The following is a 21,605-nucleotide window of genomic DNA, read 5'->3' as shown; positions in this document are numbered from 1 at the left end:
ATAACAAAATATCAACGAAGCGAAAAACTCGTAGCGTTACGCACCTACTACTAAAATATATTTTTGGAAGCAAAGCTTTGAGTAGAAATATACCCTGAATGCCCTCAAATTCCTTGCACCCCGATGATTAAAATCTCCATCCTATAATTACAATAACACTAATTGTGAATAGTAAAGGAATAAATTCTCAATAAAAATCCCTCACATTACCTAACAAAGTATCAAAATTGGCGCCCCCAATCTTCGCGCCAGCGTTCAACAACAACTTTAGTTTGTGTAAAAAATTCAACAGCGTGATTACCTTGACCGTGTAAATCACCAAAAAAACTTTCCTTCCAACCGCTAAAAGGGAAAAAAGCCATCGGCGCCGCAACACCGATATTGATACCAATATTACCAGCCTCAGCCTCATAACGAAACTTACGCGCGGCAGCTCCACTAGTAGTAAATAAACATGCCATATTACCGTACTGACCGCTATTTACCAGCGAAATAGCTTCATCAATAGTATTAAGATGTATTAAGCTAAGTACAGGCCCAAAAATTTCCGTCTTAGCAATCTCACCTGCTGGATTAACATCTTGTAGAATAGTCGGACGCACAAAATAACCATCTTCATAACCATTAATTAGTGGTTGGCGCCCATCAACAAGTAATTTTGCACCTTCAGAAGCACCGCGTTGAATTAAAGCCTCAATACGCTGTTGACTATCAAGAGAAATAACAGGCCCCATTTCCACACCCTGCTCCAAACCATTCCCAACAACTCGTTTCATAGCAGTTTCAGTAATAGCTTCGGTAAAAGTTCGCTTCGCATCCCCCACAGTTATAGCTAAAGAAGCTGCCAGACATCTTTGCCCAGCACAACCAAAAGCGCTATCAGCAGCAATGCGAGTAGTCATAGACATATCAGCATCAGGCAAAATAATAATTGGGTTTTTTGCACCACCTTGACACTGTACACGTTTACCATGAAGGGCGCCATGACTATATATATACTTTGCAACCGGAGTAGAGCCAACAAAACTGATAGCACGAACTAGAGGATGTTCCAAAATAGCATCAACAACTTCCTTGGTGCCGTTGACTAAATTAATAACCCCTTTAGGCAAACCTATTTTTTCAAGTAACTCAAATATTTTTTGCATCGTCAACGGTACTTTTTCCGAAGGTTTGACAATATAGGTATTACCGCAAGCGATAGCATAAGGTAAAAACCAAAACGGAATCATACCAGGAAAATTAAACGGACAAATCACCGCACAAACACCCAACGGTTGCCGTATCATCATTTCATCGATACCGCGCGCAATATCTTCGCTATTCACACCCTGCATCATTATCGGAATACCACAAGCAACCTCAACATTTTCCACCGCGCGTTGCATTTCCGCTTTAGCTTCAACCAAAGTTTTGCCACACTCAGTAGTAATAGTACGAGCTAATTCATCCAAATTTTCGATTAATAAACTTCTGAGTTTAAATAAATACTGTACCCGTTCTGTAGGTGGTGTCCGGCGCCATGTAACAAATGCAGCAGAAGCAGCGGTTACAGCCTCATTCACCTCAGATGCACTAGATAAAGGAACTTTAGCAATAACTTGATTCGTCGCTGGATTAAAAACATCTAATTGACTAGTAGCATTAGATGCAACCCATTCCCCATTTATGTAATTAAGCAATATATTATTCATTCTTACCTTTGCGACCTTTGCGTACGAGCGCGGTTCGTTTTATTTTACCTAAAACAAATCCACTCATCCTCAACAAAAGCAATACAACCACCTGGGAAAGGGTCAGTTTGAGAACGTCTTGGCGCCGTAATTAAATTAGTTAATTTTTCAATATGTTTAAAATTTGGGGAGTGGGGCAAAATTTCGAGAAGTATCTGACGCATCACCCTTCGTTGTAAAGCAAGAGGCGCCTCTTGTAAAATACGACGATTTAATTTTATAGGGTGTTTACTATATATAGCTTTATCTCGTAACTCGCGCGCAGCGTGTTCCAAAAATTCAACATCCGCTTGTAATAACTCAGCAGTTTGAGCAATATTCGATTCAACCTGGGGATTAAAATTATCGTGTAAATACGGTAGTAATTCTTGACGAATGCGATTGCGAGCATATTTTAAATCATGATTCGTCGAATCATCCCAAATAGGTAATTGAAAATCTTGACAAAACTGTCCCGTTTGAACACGAGTAACTTCCAGCAAAGGACGAACCAATTGTATACCCGAAGCTAACGGGCGCCGCCATGTTAAAGCTTGTAAACCATCGGCGCCAGTACCACGCATCAAATTATAAAGTAAAGTTTCAGCTCTATCGCTTGCCGTATGTCCTGTTAGAATACACGTGTAACTATGCTGAAGTGCTACTTGTTCCAAAACTCGGTAACGCCACTCGCGCGCTGTTGCTTCCGTATTTACAACTTCTGAGGCAGTTTCTAAATAAAAAGGTATCGAGTAGCTACGTACTAATTTTTCAACATGGTTTGCGTTTGCCGTTGAATCATGGCGCCAATAGTGGTTACAATGAGCAACACCCAAATGCCACTCCCATTTAGATTGTAAATCCAATAGTAGCTTTAATAGACAAAGGGAATCTTGTCCCCCAGATACTGCTACAAGTAAACGTTGCTGACGTACAAATAAATTACGCGCGCGGACAGTTCGATGTATTGCTGCATGGAGAGAATTCCATACCATTTTATATTTTAAATTTTAGATTTTAGGTTGTGTATTTATCTACATTACATCAAAAAGTTGTCTTATTAGTCGCGAAGCGAAGAATCTCAAAAGCTGTGATTATTATAGTATTTGCCAACCAAATAAAGTAAAACTTTTCTGGAACGGGCATCCCTGCCCGTCCGGTAGATTAAAGATTATTATTTTTGAATTTCGGTATCTTGTAACTCTTTAGCAAAATCTTCTAAAGGTGATTCATTATCATCAGGTTTAAACTCCAGCGATAGTCTGACTTTACCACGTCTCCAACTATTCGCGCGGAAGCGTAACACTTCACATTCTATACCTTTATCAAACAAAGATGACTCTGCTGTTTCCAAACCAACAAGTTCTTTAATTGCCTCTAAAAGTTGAATAACCTTAAAAGTATCTGCCACATCCAAACTATCTAAATTTTCTGTATTTATAGATACAACTTCGTAATGATGTAACCGATGAAATTCGTGTTCCATAGACTTTTATGACATTTTCTCTCAATATATCTATTGTTGATATAAAAATCATCATTGAACACAAAATTAAACCGAAACTTTAATCTAAACAATCCACTTAATATCAATATTTAACCAAAGCCAAAACAAGCACAATAAAAAAATAAAATTGTCTTTTTCACCACCAATAAATAAATCAACGAGTATCGCCACTTTGCTTCCTACCGTGTACACACATCTACCTTTCTCCCTCTTTGTGTCCTTCGTGCCTTTGTGGTTTATCTTTCTAAGGAACCACAAAGACACAAAGGACACGAAGGAAGAAAAGAAAAGAAACTTTGAGAGACTTGTGTGTACACTGTAGGCTTCGGAGAGCGGTTAGGAGGGAGAGATTTAAAGAAACCACCCATAAGAGTGCAAACCCTTACCCAGCAAATTCACACCCAAATAGCAAATCCACACAACCACAAAACCGCCAGCTGCTAAAATAGCAGGGCGCCGACCTTGCCAACCGCGCGTAATTCTCGAATGAAGATAGGCAGTGAATACCAACCAAGTAATTAAAGCCCAAGTTTCTTTTGGGTCCCAACTCCAATAAGAACCCCAAGCTTCGTTAGCCCAAACGGCGCCTGCGATAATACCAATAGTAAGTAAAGGAAAACCCAAACCAATTACACGGTAACTGATATTGTCGAGAGTTTCGGCAAGACTAAGACGCTGAGGTGATAAAGTCGTTGATGCTGTTGCAGCTTGAGTATCAGGAACAACGGCATTTAACACTGCTGCTCTACCATTACCATTGTTATTACTGCTTTCATAGCGCGCGTAGCCATTGTTTTCAGCAATACTGCTAGCTGAAGGTTCAGTTACAAGTTCGCCAGCTTTATGCAAACGATAACCATTAGTACGATAACCACCTGCACCAAATGAACTGCCTTGAAGTTGAATATCCTGTCCTTTAGTAACAACAAGGAATGCAATAGCTAGCAGTGAACCAACCATTAACGCTGAATACGAGAGCATCATAACGCTAACATGCATCATTAACCAGTTAGACTTGAGTGCAGGAACCAAAGGTTCAGCATTTTGCATTTGATCTGGTAACGTTAGAGTCGCAAAAGCAGTAATACCCATTGCAACAGGCGCCGTCGCAACCCCAACTAAACGACTACGACTTGTATTTTCAGCGATAAGATGTACTGTTGTGATACCCCACGCTAAAAAAAACAGCGATTCGTATAAATTGCTTAGAGGGAAATAGCCAGCTTCGATCCACCGCGCTCCTAACAATGTTGCCATGCACAAATTAGCTATCGCCATCCCCGCTGTTCCCAGTGCTGGCAAAAACGGAAGATTTGGAAACGCGGCGCCGCTCCAATAAACAAGCATGGTAATAAACAAAACTGCAAAAGAAGCGTTGTCCAGCCAGTTCTGGAGGACAACCAGATTGACAAAATTCATAAAGCGTGTTCTCCAGTCGATTCCAGAACAGTTTATCTTATTAGTTTAAATCGTATCTTTTTCTAAGAAATTCTTAGAATAATTATTTAAGGTGTTGGAGTTAGGTTTGGCAACGGTGCCGGATCTTTATCCTTTCCCTTTTTTAGCGCAATAAATATATCATAACGATTGCTGCGGCTATCACTAACTGCACTCGTTACTCCAATTGAACGTGTTGTACTAAATAATTCTTGCTGCCAAGGAAACAAAGGTGGTAATGGAAAGTTCTTTGCTGTACGTTCGACATCTAGGAAAAATTGACCGTTGCTTGGGTTTAGTTCTGATGGTACAGCCTTTTGAAAAACTGCTGCGTGCGCCAACGTGTGATTAGACTGACTTGTACTCAAGATTTTTTCTATAACTGGCGCCCCTAATGCGAAGAATATTACATTATCATCTACCCAACCGTGACTAGCAGTCAAAGTACCAAACGGTCCAATCCAGTTAACAACTGATTTATCCAACGCTTTTTTCTCCTCAAGTCGGAATTGGTACTGACTCTTCATCACCTCATCAAGTTGTTTAAGTGCAGCATCAGCCCGCTGACGGTCGTTCGTTTGTACCATAAAAACTAACGCAGCCCGGAAAGCTTCATCTTGTTTTCCTTGAGAAGTTGGAATTACGGATAACGAAAATTCACCGTTCATCCAGCTAATAAAATCACGGTCTAAATCCATATTAGTTAAAGATTTAAAGCCACCACGTAATTGTTCGGGAGGAACTGGTGATAAAGGATTCCCCTGCGACGTAGAATTATAATCTGCCCAAACGCGTGCGAGGTTGCCACCCGAAAGCATCATCAAGGTTTCAGCAGGAATACGATTTTGCATTTCTGCTGTATTATCATCCATTGACAATAGTCGTTGACTGTTAGGGTTAAGCCAAGAAACACCTTTAAGGCGAATTCCTTCATTTTCTACGGTTAATGTACCAGCTAAACCTTGATTGTTTTGCAGTTGCGATAAAACTTGAGTTGGTAATTGACGTGTAGGAGAAGCGCTAGCTATTTTAGCGCTTATAGGTACGTTAATGTAAAACTGAGCAAAAGGTTGATAGGTAGTGACTTTACTCATGTTATCCGCATAACCAGGAACCGTAGAAAGCGATGTTTTGGCTTTATAAGCATCAATTGCTTTTTCTACAGCTACAGAATTATCAGTAATAACAATATATTTATTTTCAATAACTGCTGCCGCAAAATTATCAGATGTACTAGTAGAAGATGTATCAGTCTCTTTTATTGGTATTTCTTTGTAAGTACGTTCTTTCCAACTTCCGCCTTTCGGAACTTTTAGGTTCGTTAAAATACTTTTAGCATTTTGAGGATTTTTAATCGGTAACACCATAATTAACTGCTGACTGTTGCTTGCTTGTGCGTAGCTTGCTACAGGTTTTGCTGGTTTAGAGCTATCAACTGGGTTCAGCACTGCGAGTGTTACCTCTTCTCCTACCCAAGGTTGGATGTCTTTTTGAAAATCATAACCATTACTCGTCAAGAAACGGTCGCGTAGTTGTACTATATTTCTATCGAGTTGTGCTTGTACTTCAGGGGTGCCAAATTGGCGTAATTGCTTCCACTGTTGAACATCGGTCGTCAAAGAAACCGCGAATAATGCATCTTGAGGAATTATAGTAGCTCCTGGCGGCAAATCTCTTGACAAAGGCTTTCCTTGTGTTAATAGCCAGTATCCAGCGATACCACCACAGATTAATAGTCCAGCAGAAGATAGCGTCAGTACTAAAGACGGTTTCTTTTTTTTTATCGAAGACACATTTATGCGTGCCATTGAAACCTACACCTCATCAATGTCGATAACTGGTCAATTACTTAGTAAATTCACTTAACTGAAAGATTTCTTTCAATTAGACTATTTTATATAACCGTGTATAATTGTATAAATTTTGGACTTACGCAAAATTGTTGTTTGTACTACAACATATCGGGCAAGAAACCAATTTTGTTGTTTCCAGATGCGTAAGTTCCGAAATTATTACACCACATGTTTTGTAGCACAAATAATTGTTTTGTGTCACCAAAAAATTACTATTGCAGCCAGCAAAAGGTATTATTTAAGATTTTACAAACTTTTTATACAATATTATTACTTAAATTTCGTTGAAATAAATAGATTCTAAATAACTATAGAAGTCCACTTTGATATTTAAGAAAATAGCATTTGTAAGGTGGGCAATGCCCACCCTACGCCTACGTAACCAAACAGGAATTCTATATATTACTAAACTGCTTAGTTTATATCAGTTTTTACTCGAAGAATAATGTAGCATTTAGTACTTTTAAAAAAATGCTTCAGTATAAGCACTTGTTTCTCGTCCATTAAAGTTATGGAGACCCAAGGTATTTTGTGAGGTAGGGTGAAAATACTTCGTAGATTAAAGTCAGAGGTTGTCCATGATGCCAGAACAGATAATGGCGCCCCCAAAAGGGTCCGGGCATATCAAAACCAGACTCTAATGCTGTGGAGTAACCTTGATAAATTCCTTGAACATCGCGATAAAGCTCGGTTCGTAGACGAGCGAGACTAGCCCAAATTGGTAATGAGCGATTTTGTAAATACTCGTCTACGTGTGATGCTTCCCACCACGAAGTTGCATATGCCAAACGTTGCCCTGAAGCAGTTCGTAACCAAACTTGGCGCCGGAGTCGCGGTCCAGGTACTGCGTCGATTAAATTTGGCGCACCGTCCATATCCATACCAATTAATGACATGTCGATGACATCAACTTCTGTCGGTTCACCAGTCAACAATTGTAAATGTCTTGTTGGTGAACCATCACCTAGGAGTAGTAATTGCCAAGCGGGCGCCAGTTGAGTGTGAGGCAAACCTTGTTGAATTGCTTGCTCGTTTCCTTGCCAGCTTGGGGATAGTCGATGCCAAGCATCTGGAAGTGTTGAGTTATTTGTTGGTGTAAACGTTGCAGTCATTCTTAACAAAAGTTCACATATTTATATCAAAGCATAAAAAGCCAAAAAAAACGAAGGGCTGAGAGCGTAAATACGCCAAAAGCAATAAGTGCTGGGCGCCGTTCAAGCACTCAGCACTTTTTTGTATTGCTTTTGTTGTATTTGTTTTAGCTTTATTAAGCGCGCTATAGTTTTATGCGGATGGCGAGACTCGAACTCGCAAGCCAAAGGCACACGCCCCTCAAACGTGCGCGTATACCAATTCCGCCACATCCGCTTATTTCATTCCAATAGAGACTATAACACAGTGTAATACTAATTGCTATAGCGTGGGCAAAAATTTAAGATATTTTTTGCGAAGCTGAAAATAACTTGCGCTACAGCTTGGTTTTGAAATGCTGGTAATGTGGGAATTCTTGCTTTCTTAATTTTTTTTCTTGCAGACAGCATAAATTTCAGATGCTGTCATAATCTAGAATTAACCCTTGAGTCGCATACCTTGTGTGGAAAGCGTGTAGGTCTATTTATTCAATAATGTTGAAATCTAAAAGATGAAGTTTGACAAAATATTAATTGCGAATCGAGGAGAAATTGCCTTGCGCGTTCTCCGGGCATGTGAAGAGATGGGGATTGCGACGATTGCAGTTCATTCGACGGTTGATCGCAATGCGCTGCATGTACAGCTTGCAGATGAAGCCGTTTGTATTGGAGAGCCTGCGAGCGCTAAAAGTTATTTGAATATACCTAACATTATTGCGGCTGCTTTGACTCGTGGGGCAACTGCGATTCATCCGGGTTACGGCTTTCTTTCAGAGAACGCGCGCTTTGCGGAAATTTGTACTGACCATAAGATAGCATTTATTGGTCCATCACCGGAAGCGATTCGGTTAATGGGGGATAAGTCAACTGCCAAAGAAACGATGCAGCGTGCTTCTGTACCAACTGTTCCCGGAAGTGATGGGTTGGTAGAGTCAGAAGCAGAGGGGTTAGCAATTGCAAAAAAAATAGGCTACCCAGTAATGATCAAAGCCACTGCTGGAGGTGGTGGACGTGGGATGCGGTTGGTACGCTCCGAAAGTGAATTTGTCAAGTTATTTCTTGCCGCACAAGGAGAAGCAGGCGCCGCATTTGGTAACTCTGGTGTTTATATTGAAAAATTCGTGGAACGTCCTCGTCATATAGAATTTCAAATTTTAGCAGATAATTACGGTAACGTAGTACACTTGTTTGAGCGTGACTGTTCAATTCAACGGCGTAACCAAAAGTTATTAGAAGAAGCTCCTAGTCCGGCACTTGACCCAGAACTGCGTGAAAAAATGGGACAAGCAGCGATAAAAGCAGCACAATTTATCAACTATAGCGGCGCCGGGACAATTGAATTTCTCCTCGACCGTTCGGGACAATTTTACTTTATGGAGATGAACACCCGGATTCAAGTTGAACATCCAGTTACAGAAATGATTACTGGTGTTGATTTAGTCGTCGAGCAAATACGTGTAGCTCAAGGGGAAAGATTAAAATTTACACAAGACCAAATACTATTACGTGGTCATGCAATCGAATGTCGTATAAACGCAGAAGACCCAGACCATGACTTTCGTCCGGCGCCAGGTCGTATTAGTGGCTACCTTCCGCCAGGTGGTCCAGGTGTACGAATAGACTCACATGTTTATACAGATTATCAAATACCGCCTTATTATGATTCGCTAATAGGTAAGTTAATAGTGTGGGGACCCGACCGTCAAACAGCAATAACTCGAATGAAGCGCGCGCTGCGTGAATGCGCCATCACAGGACTACCCACAACTATTGGGTTCCATCAAAAAATTATGGAAACTCCCCAATTTATAAAAGGTGAAGTATACACCAACTTTGTACAGGAAATGATTTAAAGTAGGGTGCGTGACGCTACAACAATTCTTAAACGAAGCAATCATCTAGTGGCGTCACGCACCTTACAAATTAACAACTCCGCGCCTCCCAATGTTAAGACATCATCGTCAATAAACCTTGCTGACCAAGTAAAATTTCGCGCACCAAGCTAACAATACCCACCCATATGATAGGGGTAATATCGACGCCACCAATGGGTGGGACAATTTTACGCGCGGGAATTAAAAAGGGTTCAGTAGGAAGTGCCACTAAAATAAATGGAAACCGCTTTAAATCAACTTGTGGATACCACGTCAATACAATACGGAAGATAAACAGAAAAATCATCAGTCCCAACAGTGGACTAAGAATCAACGTTGTAATCTCTACAGGTGTCATAAGTAAACATTCGCGATAATAAACAAGAATACAATTTATGGCGTCCCCGTCGTTAAGCTTTGTTAAGACTTCTCTAATTTTAGCGCACGCGCGCTTGGGGTTTACTTGTATCGACTAATTTCTTTTACTCCTTCTCAAGGACGTAATAGACTATTAGAATTGTTATTAAGTGTGTAAAAAAAGGTTGGTTAAAGGTTATGACAGCTTCCTTATCAAATTTTCTTTGGAGCTTACTTTGGGGTACAGCGATTGTAGTCATTCCCGCAACAGTGGGATTGCTTTTTGTAAGCCAAAAGGACAAAATCCAGCGCAACTAGGGTTTTAAGAGTCAAATTGACTCTGTAAACTATTTATAGCCCCAGCTATTCTACTTTTCCCCGATGAAAGAGAAACGTCTCTTTGAATTGGGGAAAAGTCCTAGTATATCTGTGTCTGAGCTTATTTGAATAGCCTTACACTATATACTGCTTGCCCGCTTTAAATTATTATTGTGCCTTGTTACAGTAGAGTTTTTAATATTGAATCGCTAAGATAGATTTTGAGATTAGGTAAAAGATAATGCTAATTTTTGGGCTGAACTCAGCCAGTATTCTGGCTCAGGTGAACGTAGGCGCTACTCCAGCCACTTTTCTAGGGATATTCCTGGCTGTGGCTGGGGCAGCTCTGTATTTTATCCGCAACGTCAAACCGGAATTAGCGCGCGACCATGATATATTTTTCGCGGCAGTTGGTTTGCTTTGCGGTTTTATATTGATATTTCAAGGTTGGCGCCTAGACCCGATTTTGCAGTTTGGTCAGTTAATGCTAGTAGGTTCAACAGTATTTTTTGCTTACGAGAGTATTCGTTTGCGGAGTATTGCAACCGAACAAGCAAAGCGAAATACTCCAATTGTTGACGATGAACGTCCTGTAAGCAATAGCTACAAGTATGATCGAAGACCCGCCAAAGCCGAGCGGGTAAACATGGATTTGGAACCACTTCCTTATTATGATGATGAGGACGAATATCAGGAACGTCCGAGAATTCGAGGTAGTCGCGAAGACCGACGCCCTAGAAGTGGTTACGATGAGTACCAAGAAGATGTTAATTCTTCGCGTCGTACATCACGTCGTAGCAGTAACGAAAGAAGTGATACTACTACCGATAAACCTCGGCGCCGCACATCACGTACAGAAGATCGTAATGTGTCAAAATATGATGATGACGATTGGAACTCAAGTAGCTTGTCACGACAAAATAATAATGAAGACTGGGAAACCCCAGCTACCGAAGAGCGTAGATCACGTAGAAGTAATAGCGGTTCAGAGCGTTCAGAAATTCGTTCTACAGATGAAACAGCATCAAGACCGAGACGGAGAAGACCAACTTCTGAGTCTCCACGCCGAGAAAACGATTTAGACGAATCAATTCCAACTGCAGATTACACTGACTACGTAGATTACAAGCCGCTTGAGCAACCAAAAGAAAAGCCAGAGCGACCAAGTAAATTTGATGACGACGATATCTCAATGAGCTAATAATATTAGATTACACAAACCTGTTTATATTTAAATAGGTGAGCGTGAACCCAATGGAAAATAGTTCAGGTGAAAAAACTTACACCTAGATGGCTCCAAATCAAAATCCGTTGGAGTCTGATTTTTAGCTTAACTTTGATTAGTTCTTGTAGTTCTGACAATATTCCCCTAGGTCCGACATCGCTCAACAGTCGCTTCACTGAAGAACAGCCAGCGTTGAGCGGTAACGGGCGTTTTTTGGCATTTATCTCGAATCGTAGCGGCGCCCATCAACTTTTGGTATACGATTTGCAACAGCAAGAGTTTGTTCGCATACCTCGTTTAAGCCGACCCAATACAATAGTTGAGACTCCAAGTCTCAGCTATACTGGGCGCTATATTGCCTATATTACAAGTGATCAAGGTAGACCTGTTATTGGACTATATGACCGTGCAGCGCAGCAATCACAAATTCTCACGCCTATTTATCGCGGCTGGTTACGCAATCCAAATATTAGCCCAGACGGAAGATATGTAGTATTTGAAACAAGCGCTCGTGGTCAGTGGGATATTGAAGTACTCGACAGAGGTCCAGATATTGAACTAGATATTCCAAATGGGGCGCAAATTAATCCGCCCTAGTGATACAACAATGTACTATCACAACATCAACCTACTTGACTAATGACTAGTAAATATACTCTTATACCTATATTATTAAGCTTAAGCTTTTTGGGTGGATGTGGCGGATATCCACGTATATTAAGTTATCCCTTCGATCCAGGCGGTAGAAGTTTAAATAGTTTTGCTTCGGAATTAAACCCACAAATATCGGGTAGATACATTGTTTTTACCAGTGACCGTAGAGGCAGTCAAGATGTGTATATGTTTGATACAGTCACACGCTTCCTAATAGATTTACCTGGCTTAAATTCATTTGATACTATTACCTCACATCCTAGCGTCACAGAAAATGGACGTTACATCGTTTTTACAGCAAGTCGTCAAGGAAGGTCAGGTATATTTATTTACGATAGAGAAACGCGACAATCACGTAATTTAACGGCTAATTTGCAGGCAGAAACTCGCAATCCTACCATTAGCGCAGATGGTAGTAGGATTGCTTTTGAGACTACTGTAAATGGTCAGTGGGACATTTTAGTTTATGACCGCGCGTCAGGACAACCCTTAAATATTCCCCAAGACCCTAGATAACTCCGCTGCTCGTAAGTAAGGTGCGTGACGCTACTAGATCATTGGTTTTATTTCACGATTATTATAGCGTCACGCACCCTACTTCTTTCCCTCTTCCTTTCTTACAGCATCAATTAAAGAACTAACTTGTTGTGTTCCCTCAGATGCTTCAAACTTGAGAGGAAATTTGCCGTTTTTGAGCATTCGCAATCCTAGAGGAACAATACTTAATAGACCATTTAGGTCTTGAAATTGATTACCAACAACTCTTAAACCAAATTTACGCTCATCAATCCAACCACCTTTTTTCACTAAATCGATTAAAACTTTGCGGTGACGGATTGAGCGACTATCATCTTGTTTACGCTCAAGAATTTCTTGCTTGATTTTAGTAATTTGGTCAAGGGGGGCTACATCCATCGGACAAACGGAGTTGCAATTATAACAACGAGTACAACCCCAAACACCTTTACTATCTTGATTATAATTTTCCAGCCTATTTTCTGTATTGTTATCGCGCGAGTCTGCCAACATACGGTATGCTTTTGCTAGCGCATGGGGACCAACAAAGTTTTGATTAACTTCACGCGCGTTGCATTCAGAATAACAGGCGCCACACATAATACAATTACCTGTTTGGTCTAGAAGCGCGCGTTCAGATGGTGTTTGTAAGAACTCACGTTCAGGTACTTTTCGTCCAGCAGTACTCACGTATGGCGTTACAGCTTCTAAGTTATCCCAAAAACTGTTCATATCAACCACTAAATCTTTAATTACTGGCATATTACCGAGTGGCGCCACTACTATTTCTGGTGTTGAACTTATACTTTTTGTTTGAGGTGCGTATGAATCGGAGGATTTTAAGAACTCAATCTCACTACCAACATTTTCTTTACAAGCTAAAGCCGAACGTCCGTTGATTCGCATGGCACAACTGCCACAAATAGTATTGCGGCAATTTTTGCGGAATGCTAAAGTTCCATCCTGTTCCCACTTAATTTTATTAAGACAGTCGAGGATTGTATTTCCAGCCTCAGCTTCCACAACATAATCCTGTGAAGTTGGTTTCTGATTAGGTTTTTGCCGAATAATTTTAAAAATAACTTCCATCACCACTAATCCTATCTACAGTTTTAAACTTCTTGATTACAATCATGGCACCCGTTTATCCCATCGACATGCTCCGACGAGGAAGCGACATGCTCCAAGTATAACCACTAAAATCTAGCTCCTTTTAGTAGCAGACAGTAGTACCTGTACGAAGAGTACATTTTAGAAATCATAAGCAAACGACACACTTAATTCGTCTTTAGAGGCGTTCATATATATTTTGCTCTTATCACCCATATATAACGTAGACAAGGTTTGAAGAGTTCGTCGTCCCAACAACACAATGGTGCCCTGTCACGTTCTTGTAACTTTTGTTTATATAGAATTGTTAAATCTATAAACAAAGCGCGTCTCAACCAATATAGAACAAAGAAGCTGTACGCGCGTGCAATATTGCCGAAATATACGACCCGATTGAATCGAATTAAAATTTATCGAGTACCCCATTACTCACCCTAAAGGTAGAAATTTGTATATTAACTGTATAGCAAGTTAATTCAAAATTAAACAAATATTTTGCTATTATTAGTCCATGCTAGTATTTAATATAAAATAACGAAGTGACAAATGGAGTATAAATCGCCTTAGCTGTGCGGCTATTACCGCTTTGTATTCTTCGTATTGTAAAGACGTGAAAATATCGTCTTTACATGCAGGATAAAAAGGTGTATAACCTCAATACCCTCAATATATACTATGCGCCCAAGCGAGCAAGTGAGTTGATGAATGTTTTCATTCCAAGACTCATACACTCGTTGCACCAAAACGTCACGCTTTGATTTAAAGGCTGCGATTGTGTAAGTCTACAACTTGATTGTCGTAGAACGCCGAGTGGCTATTTAACTTCATAAAGCAACTTTTCCCGGATGCAATTCAGGAAAAACAGCTCAAAACTCCTCACTTTCTTCCAATGCCTCTTTATATAAAGTCGGCTAGAAGTCAAACCGTCACATCAATGCCCAGAATAGTAAAGTATTCTATTTACGGTGGTAAATGATGGTTACAAATGTCCTAAAATTACAAAACAATCAAACTTGCTTGTGTTTCTAAGTTGTCCTGAAGTAGTGGGGTTCCCACTTCGCTCCGGCAGTTTAAAAGTTATAAGCAAGCAGAAAGCCGATTACCTAGGATGTCGAGCCAACGCCGTGCAAATCTAAAAAGGTTCAATCCAGGTATTTCATTACCAAGTCAAAACGTTTGGAGACCGAAGAGGATAATTTGAATCGAATGAGTGAAACAGCTACAGCAGCATTAACCGGAAAAGCCTTACTTGCTAAAGTTAAAGAACTTTCTTCTTTACCTCGGCGAGAAAGAGCTAAACAATGTGGTTATTACACCACCACCAAAGGTGGTCAAGTACGAGTTAACTTGACTGATTTTTACGACGCTTTACTATCGGCTCGAGGAATTCCTTTAAGTCCAGAATCTCCTAAAGATGGTCGTGGTCGTGAACCTACGTACCGTGTTAGTGTCCATCAAAACGGTCAAATTGTTATTGGTGCAACATACACCAAGGCAATGGGCTTAGAACCCGGTGATGAGTTTGAAATTAAACTTGGATACAAGCATATTCATCTAATTCAAGTCGATGCCGACAAAAAGAGTTCTCAATTAGACATGGACTCGGATCTCGATGACGAAGATGAAGATGAAGATGAAGATGAAGACGAAGAGTAAATTTTCTGTAATAGGGTGAATCAACTCGTTTGAGTGACTGACACAACAAAAATATTTTGTTACAAACGGTGCCCTATTGCCGAATCGTTGGTATCTTAGTTTCAATGAATAGCGTTTAACAACTTGACTTATACTTTCAAGATTGATTTAACGCACTTTGAATTGGCTGTACTAATTAGCCATTACTAAGTATCATCGTTTACAAATTTAAGAAGCGAATACGAATCAAAGTATCGCTTCTGAACAATCACATGCACTAATAATTTTTCGGTACTTCCAGCAGCTACAGTCAGTCGTAGCTGCTGTGATTTTAGTTACTTGACATTAATTGAATTACTTAAATCACTTTTAACCTTGCTAAATATTCTCTTGAAAAATAAAAACTATTCTTTTACAAAACTTGCTTTGTACTCACGCAATTGATATACAAAAAACGTAGGGTGCGTGACACCACATATCAATGTGAAACGAAGCGCAGTGATTAGTGGTGTCACGCACCTAAAAGCGTTATACACTGACTTTTGATTGTGACAATATCGTAAGTTCTGTTTTCATTAACAGTGTAATATCAAGTTAATGTATGGTTTTTAGTTAAGTGCTGATCTGTTAATTTAGGTAATTTGTGGCGCTAGAAAAACGAACCGCAAAGGGCGCACTCGTAAGAATTAAGAAGAGAGAAACACCAAAACTATTGACACAAACCACTAAAATCAAAATACCCGTGTAGGGAACACGGGTATAGCAGATATATATAGATCAATTAAATTAAGAATTTAACCAGCGAAAGGGGTTAAGCGTTTAATCGCGCGACCTGCAACATCAGCGTAACGTAGTTGTCCACAAAGAATCTTAGCCATAAGTTGTGGGGCATTGGGACGTTTAACACCGACTTTATAGCCAACAATTGGGAAATGATAGAAAAGATTTGCTATTTTTGCTGCCCATGCCATATCTTTACCCCATTCTTCATTCATAACTTTGGAGTAGTTTTCGAGTGCATTAATATCCCCACTGAGAGCTTTATTAATCGCATGACTAGCTTTTACACCGCTAAAAATGGAGGGTCGAATTCCTTCAGCAGTCATTGGATCAACAACACAAGCAGCCTCACCAGCTAAAACAGCATTAGTCGTGTGAAGATTTTGTTCACCGTCCCACAAACATAAAGCATGACCATACTGTTTGCATTCGCTAACTTTTAGATTAAAACTCTTACCATACTCATCTAAGATTTTTTTGAAGTTTTGGGCAGTACCACCAATGAAAGTACCCACACCTATTGAGTAACCGTCGGCTTTGGGAAAATTCCAAACATAGCCATTTTTAGCCATGCCGAATTCTATATCTATAACATTAGTTCTTGCAACTACTGCTTTTGCCTCTGCCTCTAAGGCGCCAGCTAAACGGCGTTTACGTTCTGTAAAACCAAGCCATTTTGCCATCGGTCCTTTGGCGCCATCAGCTGCAATCAGATAACGACCATTAATAAGTCCATTAGGAGTATTAACTTGCCAATAATCACTTAGAAACTCAATACCTTTTACTTCAGTATTATCGCGTAACTCTGCTCCTTGTCTTTGGGCTTGTTGAACAAGAAAATGGTCAAAAATATCACGACGAACTAGCCATAACGGCTCAGGCGTTTGAAGCTCTGTCTCAATTACGTCTCGCATTTTCCAAGTACAGCGAATGGTATCAGCTTTTACCGAAATTGCAGGACTAAAATCAAAATCAAACCATTCGGCAATAGCAGGTGACACACCACCACCACAAGGTTTATAACGTGGTAAAGACTCTTTCTCTAAAATTAATACCGAGCGTCCAAGCTTGCTTAAATGATATGCAGCTGTTCCACCAGCAGGTCCGGCGCCGACAATGATACAGTCGTACATAGGCTTTATTCTCGCTTATAACTTGGTAATCTAAATTAATTTCTATTAATTTCTAAAAATATGTTTGAGTAATATAGCAGTTCTACAGTGAATCTTGTGGAGTGGTCATCCTTGCCCGCCCTGAGCTACGCTAATTTTGTAAAACTGTTTATGATTTTGCTGTTTTTTGTATATAAAATTACACATTGAGACGGGCAGGGATGCCCATCCCACAAGATAATGGTAATTTTATTAAATAAGAGTAGGGTGCGTTACGCCAGAAAAATCATCTACATAAATTAGGGACTTGTGGCGTAACGCACCATTCTTTCAACATTCTTTCACCATTCTTCCAACTTTAAACAGTCGTAATGTCTTTTTCTTTCTCTGCTAGTAAATCATTTATCTTACCAGTATACTCATCGGTTAGTTTTTGTAGTTTCTCCTGTAGGTCACGAGATTCATCCTCAGAAATTTCGGAGGCTTTTTCCTGTTTGCGAATTGAATCAATACCATCACGACGGATGTTACGAATTGCAACACGCCCTTCTTCTGCGTATTTTGCTGCAATTTTTACAAACTCTTTTCTCCGTTCGCTTGTTAATTGCGGAATATTCAATCGAATAACAGAACCGTCGTTACTGGGAGTTAAGCCCACATCTGACAGTGAAATTGCCTTTTCAATCGTATTCAGCGTATTCCTATCGAAAGGCTGAATTAAAATCGTTGTTGCATCTGGGGTACTAATGTTCGCAAGCGACTTTAAGGGTGTCGGTGAGCCGTAGTATTCAACGGAAACCCTATCAAGTAAACTCGAATTCGCACGACCAGTACGAATAGTGTTAAAAGACCGCAGTGTTGCTTCAACAGTCTTTTGCATAGAACTTTTAGCGTCAGCTAACTTCACAAGAACCTCCCACAAGCGTCCCAATAGATTCTCCCACAACCGCGCGGTAAATATTACCTTTAGTACTCAGGTCAAAGACGAGAATCGGAATATTGTTTTCCTTACACAAGGCTATCGCGGTACTGTCCATTACTCGCAAATCTTTTGCCAAAACGTGACTATAAGTCAAAGTATTATAACGTCTAGCGTCAGGTACTTTCATCGGGTCAGCATCATAAATACCATCCACCTTCGTCGCCTTGAAAATGACTTCTGCCTCAATTTCAGCCGCGCGTAGTGCAGCAGCAGTATCGGTGGTGAAAAATGGGTTTCCAGAACCGGCACCAAAAATAACCACCCGTCCTTTTTCAAGATGACGGATGGCACGACGACGAATATAAGGTTCTGCTAATTCTTGCATGGCAATAGCGGTTAAAACTCGCGTTTGTATTCCCATGCGATCGAGGGAATCTTGAAGTGTCATGGCATTCATTACCGTGGCAAGCATACCAATATAGTCAGCGGTCGCTCTGTCCATTCCTGCCGATGCGGCTTTGACACCTCGAAATATATTGCCTCCCCCTACGACGATAGCGAGTTGAACGCCAGTGGCTACTACCTCTGCTACTTCTTGTCCTATATCCTTGACCACTTCGGGATCAATTCCATAGCCCATGTTGCCCATTAGGGCTTCACCGCTCAGTTTAAGTAAAACCCGTCGGTAATGTGTACCCATGAAGTTTTGTTCTATCTTAAAGAAGTTAGTTGTAATTTCCTCCAACTTAAGATAGCAGTACAGCGACAATATGTCTCTACTTGCACTAAATTTATTTAATTAATTACGCCAAATAATGGCTGTCCCGATAGGCTCAGTTTCTGTAATCTCTATATTATTATCACTGAATAGCGATGCTATAGCATTCCTCAAATACCTGACCTGCACGGCTTGGGGATTTTCTGGATTGTCGTCAATTTGACCGCCATACCGCACTCGACCTTCAAAGTCTATCAGAAATGCCGTTGACGTATTCATGGCGCCGAAACTGCGCGTCACATCTTGCGTTGAATCCCATAAATAAGGAAAATTTAACTCGTACTGTGAAGCAAACGCTTTCATTTGGTCAAAACTTTCGACCAAATCTTGGTTAACAGCGTTGCCGTTTACACCAATTAGCGTAAACCCAGAGCTAAAAAACTCATCTTGGATTTGTTTTAACCTTTCCAGGTAGTTTTTGACGTAAGGGCAGTAGTTACACATCGAAACCACGCCGACCGCGCGGAACTTTTCCAAATAACGGCTGAGATGATGTACCTGCCCATCAATTCCAGGCAGTTCAAAATCTGGTGCATAGCTTCCTATGGGAGTATCAGTTGTTAAGAGCGTTTTCATTTTCCCCTGGCTTCAAGGAACTAGGAACAAAAACTTGGTTTCATGAGTACATCAATCGACGCATCAAACAAACCACTTTTTCAGTAAATGCTTGATATGGAACCATTTTATAAAGCAGTTTGGGCTACCGACCGCCGCGAAACTACTGAAATTCTTCTTTCTCCGGTTTACTCTGATTTTGTGAATATTCTGATTTTGTGAATATAAAGTCTTAAAATATTGTTAACTTATGCCACGGCGTCAATCGCTATCAGGGAGGAGAAACTTGCATTATGCAAAGCACTACTACCCACTGGCATCCCCTACCCGTAAATTACACATACTATCTCCGGAATAATCTATGACAATCGGCTATGTTGCGCTTGTTCTCCACGCACACCTGCCCTTCGTTCGTCACCCCGAAAGTGATTACGTGCTAGAAGAGGAATGGCTCTATGAAGCAATTACAGAAACTTATGTACCTTTATTAAAAGTATTTGAAGGTTTAAAGCGAGATGGTATTGACTTTAAGATCACAATGAGCATGACACCGCCATTGGTATCTATGTTACGTGACCCATTATTGCAAGAACGTTACGATGCTCACTTAGCCCAGCTAGAAGAGCTTATTGAGTTGGAAATTGATCATAATACTCACAATGGTCACATTAAGTATCTTGCCGAACATTACGCCAAAGAGTTCAGTGAAACACGGAAAATTTGGGAGCGTTATCAAGGAGATTTAGTAACCGCCTTCAAACAGTTCCAAGACTCCAACAACCTTGAAATTATTACTTGCGGCGCCACTCACGGGTATTTACCTTTGATGAAAATGTATCCGCAGGCAGTGTGGGCACAACTTCAGGTAGCGTGTGAACATTACGAAGAGACATTTGGAAAGGCGCCAAGAGGAATATGGTTGCCAGAATGTGCGTACTATGAAGGATTAGAGCGAATGCTCGCCGATGTTGGCTTGCGTTATTTCCTAATTGATGGACACGGTATTTTGTACGCGCGTCCACGTCCAAGATTTGGTACATATGCTCCGATATTTACCGAAACAGGTGTAGCAGCATTCGGTCGCGACCACGAATCATCCCAGCAAGTTTGGTCTTCAGAAGTAGGCTATCCCGGCGCCGCAGAATACCGCGAGTTTTATAAAGACCTAGGGTGGGAAGCTGAATACGAGTACATCAAACCTTATATAATGCCCAACGGTCAGCGTAAAAATACGGGTATTAAGTATCATAAAATTACCGGACGCGGACTGGGACTATCTGACAAAGCTCTATATGACCCTTACTGGGCAAGAGAAAAAACCGCAGAACACGCCTCAAACTTCATGTATAATCGCGAACGACAAGTCGAGCATTTATATGGAATAATGGGGCGCCCACCAATTATCGTTTCACCTTACGACGCCGAATTATTTGGTCACTGGTGGTACGAAGGTCCTTGGTTTATTGACTACTTGTTCCGTAAATCATGGTACGACCAAAAAACCTATCAAATGACGCACCTAGCTGATTATTTGCGCGCAGAACCATCACAACAAGTTTGTCGCCCCTCTCAGTCAAGTTGGGGTTACAAAGGGTTTCACGAATATTGGTTGAACGAAACAAATGCGTGGATATACCCGCATCTTCATAAAACAGCCGAGCGCATGATAGAAATATCAACAAGAGAACCCGAAGACGAACTCGAATGGCGTGCGCTCAACCAAGCCGCGCGAGAATTACTATTAGCACAATCATCCGACTGGGCATTTATCATGCGAACCGGAACAATGGTGCCATACGCAGTACGAAGAACACGTTCTCACGTCATGCGCTTCAACAAACTTTACGAAGACATTAAAATTGGCAAAATAGACAGCGGTTGGCTAGAAAAAGTTGAACTAATGGACAACATCTTCCCCAACATCAACTACCGCACTTACCGCCCCTTGTAACCCATCTTGTAGCACAGGCCGGAAAGCCTGTGCAGTGATGTATTTTTTTACTACAGAGACACAGAGGGAAAAGGAATAAACCACGCTCGTCACAATTATTTAAGATAAAACTTCCCAAAATTAATGACATGGACTATTAGTGGTCTGTGTCATTAAATTTGGCAGGTTGAATAAATATT

19 protein-coding genes and 1 tRNA gene are annotated in these 21,605 nt (G+C 40.6%); 7 read left to right on the top strand and 13 right to left on the bottom strand.

What is annotated here, in order from left to right; translation table 11 throughout:
- Positions 1-221: 221 nt before the first annotated feature.
- The 7 genes from AC2JBO_RS04580 to AC2JBO_RS04550 all read right to left on the bottom strand — a co-directional run bounded on the left by AC2JBO_RS04580 (position 222) and on the right by AC2JBO_RS04550 (position 7,877).
- Positions 222-1,694, bottom strand: coding sequence for a CoA-acylating methylmalonate-semialdehyde dehydrogenase (locus AC2JBO_RS04580; RefSeq protein ID WP_496952445.1), 1,473 nt, complete (start codon positions 1,692-1,694; stop codon positions 222-224).
- Between the two features lie 44 nt (positions 1,695-1,738).
- Positions 1,739-2,707, bottom strand: a complete 969-nt coding sequence (gene tilS / locus AC2JBO_RS04575; protein WP_496952444.1) for a tRNA lysidine(34) synthetase TilS — start codon at positions 2,705-2,707, stop codon at positions 1,739-1,741.
- A gap of 179 nt (positions 2,708-2,886) precedes the next feature.
- Complete coding sequence (locus AC2JBO_RS04570; protein WP_496952443.1) at positions 2,887-3,198, bottom strand: KGK domain-containing protein; 312 nt, start codon at positions 3,196-3,198, stop codon at positions 2,887-2,889.
- A gap of 372 nt (positions 3,199-3,570) precedes the next feature.
- Positions 3,571-4,638, bottom strand: coding sequence for a c-type cytochrome biogenesis protein CcsB (gene ccsB, locus AC2JBO_RS04565; RefSeq protein ID WP_496952442.1), 1,068 nt, complete (start codon positions 4,636-4,638; stop codon positions 3,571-3,573).
- 86 nt (positions 4,639-4,724) lie between these two features.
- Positions 4,725-6,464: a DUF3352 domain-containing protein gene (locus AC2JBO_RS04560; RefSeq protein WP_496952441.1), complete on the bottom strand. Its 1,740-nt coding sequence runs from the start codon at positions 6,462-6,464 to the stop codon at positions 4,725-4,727.
- A gap of 554 nt (positions 6,465-7,018) precedes the next feature.
- Positions 7,019-7,621 carry a chorismate lyase gene (locus AC2JBO_RS04555; RefSeq protein ID WP_496952440.1) on the bottom strand — a complete coding sequence of 201 codons (603 nt, stop codon included), beginning with the start codon at positions 7,619-7,621 and terminating at the stop codon, positions 7,019-7,021.
- Positions 7,622-7,796: 175 nt separating this feature from the next.
- Positions 7,797-7,877 (bottom strand) — tRNA-Leu (locus AC2JBO_RS04550).
- 274 nt (positions 7,878-8,151) lie between these two features.
- On the opposite strand from AC2JBO_RS04550, the gene accC reads away from it, so the two are divergent.
- The gene (gene accC / locus AC2JBO_RS04545; RefSeq protein ID WP_496952439.1) at positions 8,152-9,492 is read left to right on the top strand and encodes an acetyl-CoA carboxylase biotin carboxylase subunit; all 1,341 of its coding nucleotides are present in this window, start codon (positions 8,152-8,154) and stop codon (positions 9,490-9,492) included.
- Between the two features lie 94 nt (positions 9,493-9,586).
- Here the strand turns inward: accC and AC2JBO_RS04540 are convergent, their stop codons facing one another.
- The gene (locus AC2JBO_RS04540; RefSeq protein ID WP_496952438.1) at positions 9,587-9,871 is read right to left on the bottom strand and encodes a YggT family protein; all 285 of its coding nucleotides are present in this window, start codon (positions 9,869-9,871) and stop codon (positions 9,587-9,589) included.
- Between the two features lie 197 nt (positions 9,872-10,068).
- Between AC2JBO_RS04540 and psbX the strand changes: the two genes are divergently transcribed.
- From psbX to AC2JBO_RS04520, 4 genes are all read left to right on the top strand, one after another.
- A complete protein-coding gene (gene psbX / locus AC2JBO_RS04535) occupies positions 10,069-10,188 on the top strand; it encodes a photosystem II reaction center protein PsbX (RefSeq protein WP_496952437.1) in 120 nt (39 codons plus the stop codon).
- Between the two features lie 241 nt (positions 10,189-10,429).
- The gene (locus AC2JBO_RS04530) at positions 10,430-11,389 is read left to right on the top strand and encodes a Ycf66 family protein (protein WP_496952436.1); all 960 of its coding nucleotides are present in this window, start codon (positions 10,430-10,432) and stop codon (positions 11,387-11,389) included.
- A gap of 69 nt (positions 11,390-11,458) precedes the next feature.
- Entirely contained in the window at positions 11,459-12,010 is a 552-nt protein-coding gene (locus AC2JBO_RS04525; RefSeq protein WP_496952435.1) for a TolB family protein, read from the top strand.
- A gap of 42 nt (positions 12,011-12,052) precedes the next feature.
- A complete protein-coding gene (locus tag AC2JBO_RS04520) occupies positions 12,053-12,583 on the top strand; it encodes a TolB family protein (RefSeq protein WP_496952434.1) in 531 nt (176 codons plus the stop codon).
- Between the two features lie 78 nt (positions 12,584-12,661).
- Here AC2JBO_RS04520 and AC2JBO_RS04515 read toward each other — a convergent pair whose 3' ends face one another.
- A complete protein-coding gene (locus AC2JBO_RS04515) occupies positions 12,662-13,672 on the bottom strand; it encodes a succinate dehydrogenase/fumarate reductase iron-sulfur subunit (protein WP_496952433.1) in 1,011 nt (336 codons plus the stop codon).
- Between the two features lie 1,227 nt (positions 13,673-14,899).
- Between AC2JBO_RS04515 and AC2JBO_RS04510 the strand changes: the two genes are divergently transcribed.
- Positions 14,900-15,349: an AbrB family transcriptional regulator gene (locus tag AC2JBO_RS04510; protein WP_496952432.1), complete on the top strand. Its 450-nt coding sequence runs from the start codon at positions 14,900-14,902 to the stop codon at positions 15,347-15,349.
- Between the two features lie 773 nt (positions 15,350-16,122).
- On the opposite strand, the gene AC2JBO_RS04505 is transcribed toward AC2JBO_RS04510, so the two are convergent.
- The 4 genes from AC2JBO_RS04505 to AC2JBO_RS04490 all read right to left on the bottom strand — a co-directional run bounded on the left by AC2JBO_RS04505 (position 16,123) and on the right by AC2JBO_RS04490 (position 19,496).
- Positions 16,123-17,241 carry a geranylgeranyl reductase family protein gene (locus AC2JBO_RS04505; protein WP_496952431.1) on the bottom strand — a complete coding sequence of 373 codons (1,119 nt, stop codon included), beginning with the start codon at positions 17,239-17,241 and terminating at the stop codon, positions 16,123-16,125.
- Positions 17,242-17,578: 337 nt separating this feature from the next.
- Positions 17,579-18,127, bottom strand: coding sequence for a ribosome recycling factor (gene frr, locus AC2JBO_RS04500; RefSeq protein WP_496952430.1), 549 nt, complete (start codon positions 18,125-18,127; stop codon positions 17,579-17,581).
- Positions 18,114-18,842, bottom strand: coding sequence for a UMP kinase (gene pyrH / locus AC2JBO_RS04495; protein WP_496952429.1), 729 nt, complete (start codon positions 18,840-18,842; stop codon positions 18,114-18,116). The genes frr and pyrH overlap by 14 nt, the downstream gene beginning before the upstream one ends.
- Before the next feature lie 99 nt (positions 18,843-18,941).
- Positions 18,942-19,496: a thioredoxin family protein gene (locus AC2JBO_RS04490; protein WP_496952428.1), complete on the bottom strand. Its 555-nt coding sequence runs from the start codon at positions 19,494-19,496 to the stop codon at positions 18,942-18,944.
- A gap of 340 nt (positions 19,497-19,836) precedes the next feature.
- Here AC2JBO_RS04490 and AC2JBO_RS04485 point away from each other — a divergent pair, with 340 nt between their 5' ends.
- Positions 19,837-21,426: a glycoside hydrolase family 57 protein gene (locus AC2JBO_RS04485; RefSeq protein WP_496952427.1), complete on the top strand. Its 1,590-nt coding sequence runs from the start codon at positions 19,837-19,839 to the stop codon at positions 21,424-21,426.
- Positions 21,427-21,605 lie beyond the last annotated feature (179 nt).

Source organism: Calothrix sp. CBUCES-K 9914, from assembly GCF_059640475.1.
This window is presented reverse-complemented; position numbering and strand designations above follow the sequence as displayed.